The organism is Clostridium sp. 1001270J_160509_D11, from assembly GCF_015667935.1.
Taxonomy (GTDB): Bacteria; Bacillota; Clostridia; order Peptostreptococcales; family Peptostreptococcaceae; genus Intestinibacter.
The window spans coordinates 1-9,881 of the sequence record NZ_JADPET010000112.1 but is presented as its reverse complement, the minus strand read 5'-3'; the positions used below and the strand labels follow the sequence as shown (position 1 = coordinate 9,881).

Below are 9,881 nucleotides of genomic sequence, written 5' to 3'. Positions count from 1 at the left end.
TATATTTTCGTATTTTTTGTCATATATTCTATTTTATATGTATAAACTTATCTTTCTGTATATTTTGTATACATTTATTTTCCAAATTATGGTATATTAAATAATAAATTAAAATATACATGAGGTGGTTACTGATGATAGAAAAAAAGTATATTGAGATGGAAGGTGTGTTTTCTGGTAGTAGAGTTATAAACATCTATCTTCCAGATGATTACAATGAAAGAAGAAAAAAATATCCTGTGCTTTATATGTTCGATGGACATAATTTATTCTTTGATGAAGAAGCTGCTTTCGGTAAATCATGGGGTATGAAAGAATATTTAGATTCTAATAATGTACAATTAATTGTCGTAGGTATTCAATGCAGTTTTGAAGGCAATGAGAGGGTCTCAGAATACTCTCCTTATAATTTAGATAATTATAATGGTGAGTTTATTGAAGGCAAGGGAGATGCTTATTTAAATTGGATGGTAAATGTAATAAAACCTATGATTGATTCTGAGTACAGAACAAAACCCGATAAAAAAAATACGCTTATCGGTGGAAGCTCTTTAGGTGGATTAATGGCAACATATGCTGGAATTAAATACTCTCATATATTCTCAAAATGTGCGTGTTTATCTCCTTCATTTGAATTTTGCTATGATAAATTAATAGCAGAAGCAGTACAAAACGACTCTCAAAGGGGTAGCAAGTTCTTTATGAGTATAGGAAGTAATGAATTAGAACAAAATAATAAATTAGTTGACTTTACTTCTTATATGTTAGAGTTATGCCATACACTTCAATCTAAAGGAGCTATATGTTATCCTAGATTAGTTCCTGGTGGAGAACATAATGAAGCTAGTTGGGAAAAACAAGTCCCTGCTTTTATAGATTTTCTACTTTAATATTTAAAACTAATCTTTTAAATTAATAACATATACAAATAAAAAGACTAGCTTAATTTATTAAGCTAGTCTTTTTAGTAAAATATTTATTTAATTATATGCTTTTTTGTAATAGATGGTCTATCCCATTTCTTTAAAATATCTAACATAAACTCTTTTATATTGATTCCATATAATTCATTTAAGATAGGATTATTTAATACTTCTTGTGGCTCTCCATAAGCTACTATTTGCCCATCTTTCAACATAAGCACATTATCTGCGAAATATTGAACTAAATTTAAATCATGTAGTACTCCTACTACGATTTTATTATTTACCTTAATCCATTCTTTTAGATTTTCTAATAAATCTATTTGGTTTTTTAAGTCCAAGTGGTTTGTAGGCTCATCAAGTAGTATAATATCTGGGTCTTGAGCGAATACTCTAGCCAAGAAAACTCTTTGTATTTGCCCACCTGAAAGTTCAGTAATAAGCTTATCTTTTATATCTAAAAGTCCGACTTTTTTTATACTATCTAATATGATTTTTTCATCTTGTTTAGATAATTTACTAAATGCCCCTTTGCTATAAGCATATCTACCTAATGCTACAGTATCGTAAATTGTGTATGGAAAATAAATTTGAGTAATTTGGCTCATAAGTCCAACTTTCTTTGCAAATTCTTTTCTATCCATAGATGATACTTCCTCATCATCAATCATTACACTTCCTCTATATTCTAAAAGATTAGCAATAGATTTTAGAAGTGTACTTTTTCCACATCCATTTGGACCAACTATACATAAATTTTCTCCATTTTTAACTTTAAAATTTATATCTTTTAATATATCTTTTTCATCATATCCACTATAAAGATTTTTAATTTCTAACATAATTATCAACTCGCCTTTTTAAAATAAACATAAGCAAAGAATGGTGCTCCTATAATAGCAGTCACCGCCCCTACTGGTAATTCAGTTGAGTCAAAAATACTTCTTGCAATCAAATCTGTAATTACCATTAAACATCCTCCAAATATAAATGTCATCGGTATTACATATTTATGATTAGATCCAAATATTTTTCTAACAACATGAGGAGCTATCAAGTCTACAAATCCAATTGTACCACTAAGAGATACTGCTCCTCCTGTCAATATTGCTGAAAATACAAATAGTTTTGTCTTTACTTTTGATGTATCTACACCTACAGATTGGGCTTGTTCTTCTCCAAAAGTAAGTATATCCATCTCTTTTGTGTATCTAAGTATGCCTATCATACCGACTAAGCAAAATGGAATTATAAGCCATACATATGTCCAACCTCTCATAGCAAAGCTTCCCATTTGCCAAAGTGCTATACTCTTTAAGTCTTCTGAAAACATCGCAGTTAAAGTTGTAAGTAAGGCATTGACAAATAAAGAAAAAACCATCCCCGCTAATATTATTGTATTATTGGACATGGTTTTGTCAATTTTACTAGAAAATAATATAACTAAATAAACTGTAAAAAGTCCAAATATAAATCCAACAAACGGAAGTGTAAAACCTCCTATTACAGGAATTGTTACTCCTGTTACAATTACAAGACCTGCTCCTAAAGATGCACCTGATGATACACCTAATGTATATGGTGATGCTAGTTGATTTTTTAATATCGATTGTACAACTGCACCACTAGTAGCCAAACACCCTCCTACTAAAAACGCCAATAAAACCCTAGGCAACCTAATCTTCCATATAATAGATACGTCCTTTGGCATTACACCGTCTCTAAGAGGTATATTTATCAATTTATTTGCGATTATAGATATAGTGTCTAACATACTAATATTGGAACTCCCAATGGAAGTTCCAATATAAATAATAAATATAAGTATAAGTATACTAATTGCACACTTTGTTCTATTTGTCTTTGTATTCATCTGGGTATACAGCTTTTGCCATTTCTTTTAAAGCTTTTATTATATTTTGTGTTGGTCTTGAAGATGAGTTTGCATCTATAGAATATACTGCTTTATCTTTTACTGCAGTTATGTTTTCCCATCCAGTTCTACTCATTATTTCTTCTGTTGGATTTTCTACATAGTTAACGTTAGTTAATATAACATCTGGATTTGCATCTATTACAGCTTCTTCACTTGGTGATATCCAAGCATCTTTATCTGCAAATATATTTTTTGCACCTATTATTTGTATCATTTCATTTATGAATGTGTCTTTTCCTACACTGTATAATGTTGGTGCTGGACCTATTTCAAAATAAACTGTCTTTTTATCTTTTATTTTGCTGCCTATTTCTTTTATTGATTCTACATCTTTTTTCATAGAATCGATTATTTCATTTCCTTTATCTTTTTCATTTACAAGTTCAGCTATGAACTCTATGTCTTTATATATACCGTCTATACTGCTACTACTTGGTATATATACAACAGGTATACCTGCATCACTTACTGATTTATATGGATCTTCTGATGAACCTACTTGGTTATATCCTGAAGCTATTACTATATCTGGATCTAACTCAACCATTGCTTCTGCATCTGGATTTTGGAAGTCCATTAATTTAGTGTCTTTGCTTAAACCTTCAATTCCTTCTGAGTATGTATCTGCTGCTATAATTTTATCAGCTAATCCCAACCCAACTAATATTTCTGTATTTGATGGTGCAGTAGATATAATTTTTTCGATTTTTGTTGGAACTTTAACTTCGTTACCAGCTCTGTCAGTTATTGTTTTTTCGCTTTCGCCTTTACTACACCCAACAGAAAATATAAGTGTTAAACATAGTAAAATTGATAATAATTTCTTTTTCATATGAATTCCTCCTCATATACCTTTTTTAAAATTTTTAAAGCTTATATCAAGATTAATCCAGCCAGGGTTTTACCATAATTTGACTATAATCTCCATATATTTTATGATTATAGCAGAATTACAATTTTTTTTGTAACTATATTTTAAAATAAGCAATAACATTTTGTTATGCTTTTACGATATTATTTTTCAAAATTATAAATTATATGTATCTTTTGCAAAAAAAGAAAAACTAACACAAGGTTAGTTTTTCTTTTAAAATACCGTTCTTATTTTAAAGTAAAATTCTCCACCCCGAAGATTTTCTTATTGTATATAAGGCAGGTCTCCTGGCTTAGCTTCATCCCATTTATTCACCTTCCCGCAAAATAGCAGTGGTTATCGAATAAATAGTCAGCATCACAGTAACGGGGGCTGCGAAGGAATCTCACCTAGCTTCCCTATTAATCTAAATTAGAACCTCTATACCTTTATGCTTTCACGTAATTATAACATAATCTAACATTATTTTAATAGAGTAAAAAGCAACTTCGAATAACTACCATAAAATGAAATTTATGTAAAATTATTTTTCTTCATAGAAAGATATATTTTTTATTACTATATCGAATGTACCATTTTCATTTTTTCTAACACTATATTTCATAGGGTCTTCAAAATCTGATAAATTTGCTTTTATATCAAATCCATTATCTGTTTTTATACTTCTCTTTTTAAGTTTCTTTTCAACCCATTTTTTATCAACTGAAAAGTTTTCAGTTAATCCTTTGTCTTCCATGTGTTCTTTGAAACTTTCTTTTAAATCTTTATCGATTATATTATTTTGAACAAATTCCTCAACATTTATTTCTTCTTTTTCTTTTAATGTATAATTAAGCATACTTCTTATATCTTCTGCTTTTTTCATATCATCTGAAATTGCATTTGTTATCCAATTTTCTGCTGTTGTTTTAAATACTTTTGTTTTATATTTATCATCTTCTATTTTTTTAGCATTTAAAAACGCTGTAACAAACTTTGTTTCTAGTTGTTCTTTTTCAGCATCTTTATCTAATAGTTTAAAATGATATTCATCATTTATACCACTAAGACCTACTAATGCACATTGTTTTGGACGCCCTGTCTCAGGTATTCCAATTTCATTTGATACTATTTGTATATTAAATTTATCTTCTACAAATTCAATTGAATGTGTATAAAGTTTTTTATACTCTAATCTCATTATAGCTACATTTTTTTCATCTTTTACACTGTATAGACAAATAGCTAAGTCACAAGAGTCCATCTCTTCACTTTGTTTCATAATTTCAAATAAATATGCCGCTATTTCTTTTGAATTTTGTAAGAATGTATCTTCGTCATATATAATTTGCTCACAACAGTTTTTAACAATATTATTGTTATAATCGTTAAATTCAGCTTTTCTTAAATCGTCGTCTTTTGAAACTCTGTTTATTATTTTTTGGAAAAATTTATCCACTTCTAAGCTGTTTCTACATTCGTAGTCATTTAATATAGGACTATCGCTATTTTTATCTAGTACGTGTACTATGGATTTATGTATAATCATTTACTTCTCTCCTTTTATCTTAATTTTTCAATTAGCATCTTCATATCATCAGGAATTTCAGCTTTAAACGCTAAAACTTCTTTTGTTCTAGGTTGTTTAAACTTCAGACCATATGCATGTAGAGCCTGTCTTTTTATTAGATTTTCATCAACATAACCATATAGTTCATCTCCTATAATTGGATGGCCTATATGTGCCATGTGTACTCTTATTTGGTGAGTTCTTCCTGTTTCTAATTTAACTTCTACTACAGTAGCATCATTTAATCTTTCTAATACTTTGTAATGAGTAATCGACTCTTGTCCTCTAGGATCTACAACTCTCTTTATGCTGTCATCTGTAGGTCTGTAAATTGGCTCATTTATAGTATTTTCGTCGTCTTTAATGATTCCTTTTACTACTGTTATATATTTCTTTTCAAAATCATCGCTTTTCATCTCACTAGATAATACATGTTGAGCAAATGGATTTTTTGCTACTATTACTAATCCAGATGTATTCATATCTAGTCTATTTACAAATCTTATTTTGACATCTTCGCCCTTTTTAACAATGTAGTCTGTAACTCCATTTGCCATAGTATTTTCAAAGTGGCTCTTTGTCGGATGAACTACCATAAATGGAGGTTTATCTACCATAATTAAATCAAAATCATCATAAATTATATTTAAGTTTAAATCTTGTGGCGCAAAGTTTGCCATATCTTCTTTTATCTCTACTTCTATTAAGTCGCCCTTTTTAACTTTTTTATCTAATTTTTTGAAGTTTTTATTTACTGTAACTGTTTTAAATCTTTTTAATTTAGATGCATATCTAACTGAGAAATTTAATTTATCTAGTAAAATTTCTTTTAGTGTTAAGTCGTCATCTTCATTTATATATGAAATAAGATTATATTTTTGATCTTCTTTTTTGAACAAATTCACACCCACTTCCTTTTTATTAACATATATATTTTACACTAATTTTCAAATATAATGAAGGTAAATATTGTTCCATAAATATCCAATCAACATTAAAAGGAGTATCTCTATGAGAAACTCCTTTTGATATTTATGTAGTTAAATTCAAATAATCTTTATTTTAATTTTATGTCTATTCTGATAGTGTCTCATCATATGATTTGCATACATCTACCCACTTTTCACAATGTGAGTATTTTTCCATCTCATCACAAGTTAATTCTATAGCTGAGTTGCTACTTCCACAAGCGGGAAATACTGTATTAAACCTCTTCATAGATACATCTAAAAACACTTTTACACCTTTATTTTCTATTGCAAATGGACAAACTCCACCTATAGCATGTCCAATATATTTAATGACTTCTTCTGGTGTTAGCATTTTTGCCTTAGTAGCAAATTCTGATTTATATTTTTTATTGTCGATTTTAGCATCACCAGCAACTACTACTAAAATAGCATTGTCTCCTTCTTTATTTTTAAAAGATAAAGTTTTAGCTATTCTCGCTGGTATAACATTAGCCGCTTGTGCTGCTAATTCAACTGTTGCACTTGATTTGTCAAATTCTAAAATGTCATCTTCTCTTCCATATTCCGCAAAATATTCCTTAACTTTTTCTATTGACATTTTTACACCTCTATATTTAGTCTTTACAATATAGTATATCATACATTTCACTTCCCTATACCATTATATAACAAATATTAACATTTATTTGCATCTACTATATATTTCTAAAATTACATTAAATTTATAATAATAATTCTAAATTGTTATAGTCTACAAGAATATGTGTTATAATACATCTTATAAAGAGGTGGGATAATGGAAAGAATTATTACAATTAACTCAAATAATTTACCAAAATCTATAATGACTAAGGATATTTTGACAGATAAATTACAAAAGGCAGGATTTACAGTTTGCGATGAATTTCACCCTGAAACTGAACTTATTATTTCCATAGGTGGAGATGGTTCTTTTTTACAGACGGTACATGACTTTGAATTTCCAGAAGTTCCTATTTTAGGAATAAATACTGGACATTTAGGATTCTTCCCAGACTTTGCTCCATCTGATATAGATCATTTTATTGAATCATATTTAGTTGGAGACTACATAGTTCAAGAAATTCCCGTTCTTCAGTCAACTGTCTGTACTAAATCTAATTGCAATGATGTATTCGCTGTAAATGAAGTCGTTGTAAAAGGATATAAATCTAGAACTATACATTTATCTTTAGGAATAAATGACCACCATGTACAAAATTTTAGTGGTGACGGTCTAATAGTATCAACTTCAACAGGATCTACTGCATATAATTATGCTGCTAGCGGAAGTATAATAGACCCAAGTATAAATGTAATGCAAATTACACCCCTTGCCCCTATAAATACAAATGCTTACAGAAGTTTTACTTCTAGCATTATTTGTTCAAAAGATTCAATCGTAAAAATAGCTCCAGAATATAGATTTGAAGACTCTATATTAATAGTAGTTGACGGAGTCGAATATCAATTTAAACAAATAGTAGATATATCTATATTTGTATCTGATTTAAAAGTAAAACTACTTAGAATGTCAAACTACGAGTTTTGGAGCAGAGTAACTGAAAAGTTCTTATAAAATTTATAAATTTAATATTTCCAGGAGGATAACTATGAAAATAGGTGTAATGAGTGACACACACGGTAGCTTACCTTATTTCGAAAAAGCATTAGACTTATTAGAGGACTGTGATGTAATATTCCATATAGGAGACGTTTTATATCATGGACCTAGAAATGATTTACCAGAAGGATACAACCCTAAAGGTGTGATAGAAAAAATAAACAATCTAGATAATATGATAATAGTTAGAGGAAATTGTGATGCTGATGTAGACCAAATGGTTATAAAACATCCTATTGAAGATGGATATGTTTTAACTGAAGTTGGTAGAGTAACATTCTTATTAGATCACGGATATCTAGAGCCAAAAGAAGAAATTATAAAAAGAGCCAAAGCTAAAGAAGCCAATGTATTAATCTTAGGACATACTCATGTAAAAGAATTATATATGGATGAAGATTTAGTAGTTCTAAATCCAGGAAGTACATCTATACCTAAAGATGGAAGCCATTCTGTAGCTATAATAGAAATCGAGCCTATCGAAGGCAACAATCACCAAGTAGATATGGATATCAATTTAGTAGATATAACTACTGGTGAAATTATAGAATTATAAAAAAATTCGCTAGAATAAAAAAATTGCTAGATTATATCTAGCAATTTTTTTATACAAATATTCTAATTTTGTTTATTCTATTTTTATCGATACTTTCAACGCTAAATTTAACATTTCCAACTTCGATTAATTCATTTTCTTCAGGTATACGTTTTAAATATCCGATTATAAATCCTCCTATAGAATCAAATTCATCTGATTCAAAGTTTATTCCAATTTGCTCATTTACATCTGATATTTTTGTACTACCTTCAACTAAATATTCATTATCACTTACTTTTACAATTTCCTCTTCTTCCTCGTCGTATTCATCGTCTATATCCCCAACGATTACTTCGACTAAGTCTTCTATTGTAAGAAGTCCAGCTGTACCACCGTACTCATCTACAACTATAGCCATTTGACTCTTTTCTTTTTTCATTTCCTCAAGAAGTTGAGTTATCTTTTTAAATTCGTAAGTAAAAAATGCTTCTCTAACGTAATTTTTTATATTAAAGTTTTGTATTTCCTCATCACTTAAGAAAATAATATCTTTTATATTTAATATTCCCACTATATCATCTATACTCTCTTGATATACAGGTAATCTACTTAACTTTTCACTTTTAAATAATTCTATTATTTCATCGTAACTATCTTCTATATTTACAGCTACCATATCTAATCTTTGAATCATAGCTTCTTTTGCTTGCATATCTCCAAATTGGAATACATTATTTATTATTTCGCGTTCTTCAATTTCTAAAACGCCTTCTTCATGACTCACATTTACCATAGCTTTTAATTCTTCTTCTGTTATAAATGGTTTAACTCCGTCATTTTCTATTCCCATAATTTTAAAGATAATACCTGTTAAAAGATTAAATACCCAAACTATCGGTTTTGTAATTTTCATTATTATACTAATTGGTTTAGATACTATAACTGCTATTTTTTCTGGGCTATTTGCTGCAATAGTTTTTGGTGTTATTTCTCCAAAAATTAAAACAAGTACTGTCATTACAGCTGTAGCTATAGCAACTCCTCCATCTCCAAATATATTTATAAATAAAGATGTTGAAACAGATGTTGCAGCTATATTTACCACGTTGTTTCCTACTAAAATTGAACTAAGTAAATCACTTGATTTTTCAATAAGTGAAGATACTAATTTAGCACCTTTTACACCCTCTTCTTCCATATACCTAATTCTAATTTTGCTAAGAGACATTAATGATGTCTCAGATGCTGAGAAAAATCCTGATCCCAACAGTAAAACTATTAATAAACCTATTTGTAATATATTTTCGGTCGAACCCAACCTTTACCACTCTCCTAATTTCGTAAATTTTATATTAGTACTAATTATAGCATAAAAAAAACGCAGACTTAGAAAATGGGAGTATTGGAAAACTTTTAGTTACTTTGGCAGTTCCATCTATAATAGCTCA

The 9,881-nt window shown here is 28.9% G+C and carries 10 protein-coding genes and 1 riboswitch; of the genes, 3 read left to right on the top strand and 7 right to left on the bottom strand.

What is annotated here, in order from left to right; translation table 11 throughout:
• Positions 1 to 134 precede the first annotated feature (134 nt).
• Complete coding sequence (locus I4U58_RS10295; RefSeq protein WP_195931254.1) at positions 135 to 890, top strand: alpha/beta hydrolase-fold protein; 756 nt, start codon at positions 135 to 137, stop codon at positions 888 to 890.
• Positions 891 to 976: 86 nt separating this feature from the next.
• Here the strand turns inward: I4U58_RS10295 and I4U58_RS10290 are convergent, their stop codons facing one another.
• From I4U58_RS10290 to I4U58_RS10265, 6 genes are all read right to left on the bottom strand, one after another.
• Positions 977 to 1,765, bottom strand: coding sequence for an ABC transporter ATP-binding protein (locus tag I4U58_RS10290; RefSeq protein ID WP_195931253.1), 789 nt, complete (start codon positions 1,763 to 1,765; stop codon positions 977 to 979).
• 5 nt (positions 1,766 to 1,770) lie between these two features.
• A complete protein-coding gene (locus tag I4U58_RS10285; RefSeq protein WP_195931251.1) occupies positions 1,771 to 2,796 on the bottom strand; it encodes an iron ABC transporter permease in 1,026 nt (341 codons plus the stop codon).
• Positions 2,777 to 3,691 carry an ABC transporter substrate-binding protein gene (locus I4U58_RS10280; protein WP_195931249.1) on the bottom strand — a complete coding sequence of 305 codons (915 nt, stop codon included), beginning with the start codon at positions 3,689 to 3,691 and terminating at the stop codon, positions 2,777 to 2,779. The genes I4U58_RS10285 and I4U58_RS10280 overlap by 20 nt, the downstream gene beginning before the upstream one ends.
• A gap of 301 nt (positions 3,692 to 3,992) precedes the next feature.
• Positions 3,993 to 4,170, bottom strand: a riboswitch (cobalamin riboswitch).
• An 86-nt stretch (positions 4,171 to 4,256) separates the two neighbouring features.
• On the bottom strand, positions 4,257 to 5,261 hold the full coding sequence (locus I4U58_RS10275) for a nucleoid-associated protein (protein WP_195931247.1): 1,005 nt from the start codon (positions 5,259 to 5,261) through the stop codon (positions 4,257 to 4,259).
• Between the two features lie 14 nt (positions 5,262 to 5,275).
• Positions 5,276 to 6,187 carry an RluA family pseudouridine synthase gene (locus I4U58_RS10270; RefSeq protein ID WP_330593232.1) on the bottom strand — a complete coding sequence of 304 codons (912 nt, stop codon included), beginning with the start codon at positions 6,185 to 6,187 and terminating at the stop codon, positions 5,276 to 5,278.
• Between the two features lie 169 nt (positions 6,188 to 6,356).
• Complete coding sequence (locus tag I4U58_RS10265; protein WP_195931258.1) at positions 6,357 to 6,851, bottom strand: YbaK/EbsC family protein; 495 nt, start codon at positions 6,849 to 6,851, stop codon at positions 6,357 to 6,359.
• Positions 6,852 to 7,049: 198 nt separating this feature from the next.
• Between I4U58_RS10265 and I4U58_RS10260 the strand changes: the two genes are divergently transcribed.
• Positions 7,050 to 7,850: an NAD(+)/NADH kinase gene (locus tag I4U58_RS10260; RefSeq protein ID WP_195931245.1), complete on the top strand. Its 801-nt coding sequence runs from the start codon at positions 7,050 to 7,052 to the stop codon at positions 7,848 to 7,850.
• Between the two features lie 34 nt (positions 7,851 to 7,884).
• Positions 7,885 to 8,451 carry a phosphodiesterase gene (gene yfcE / locus I4U58_RS10255; RefSeq protein ID WP_195931243.1) on the top strand — a complete coding sequence of 189 codons (567 nt, stop codon included), beginning with the start codon at positions 7,885 to 7,887 and terminating at the stop codon, positions 8,449 to 8,451.
• A gap of 49 nt (positions 8,452 to 8,500) precedes the next feature.
• On the opposite strand, the gene I4U58_RS10250 is transcribed toward yfcE, so the two are convergent.
• Positions 8,501 to 9,751: a hemolysin family protein gene (locus I4U58_RS10250; protein WP_207743865.1), complete on the bottom strand. Its 1,251-nt coding sequence runs from the start codon at positions 9,749 to 9,751 to the stop codon at positions 8,501 to 8,503.
• Between the last annotated feature and the right edge of the window lie 130 nt (positions 9,752 to 9,881).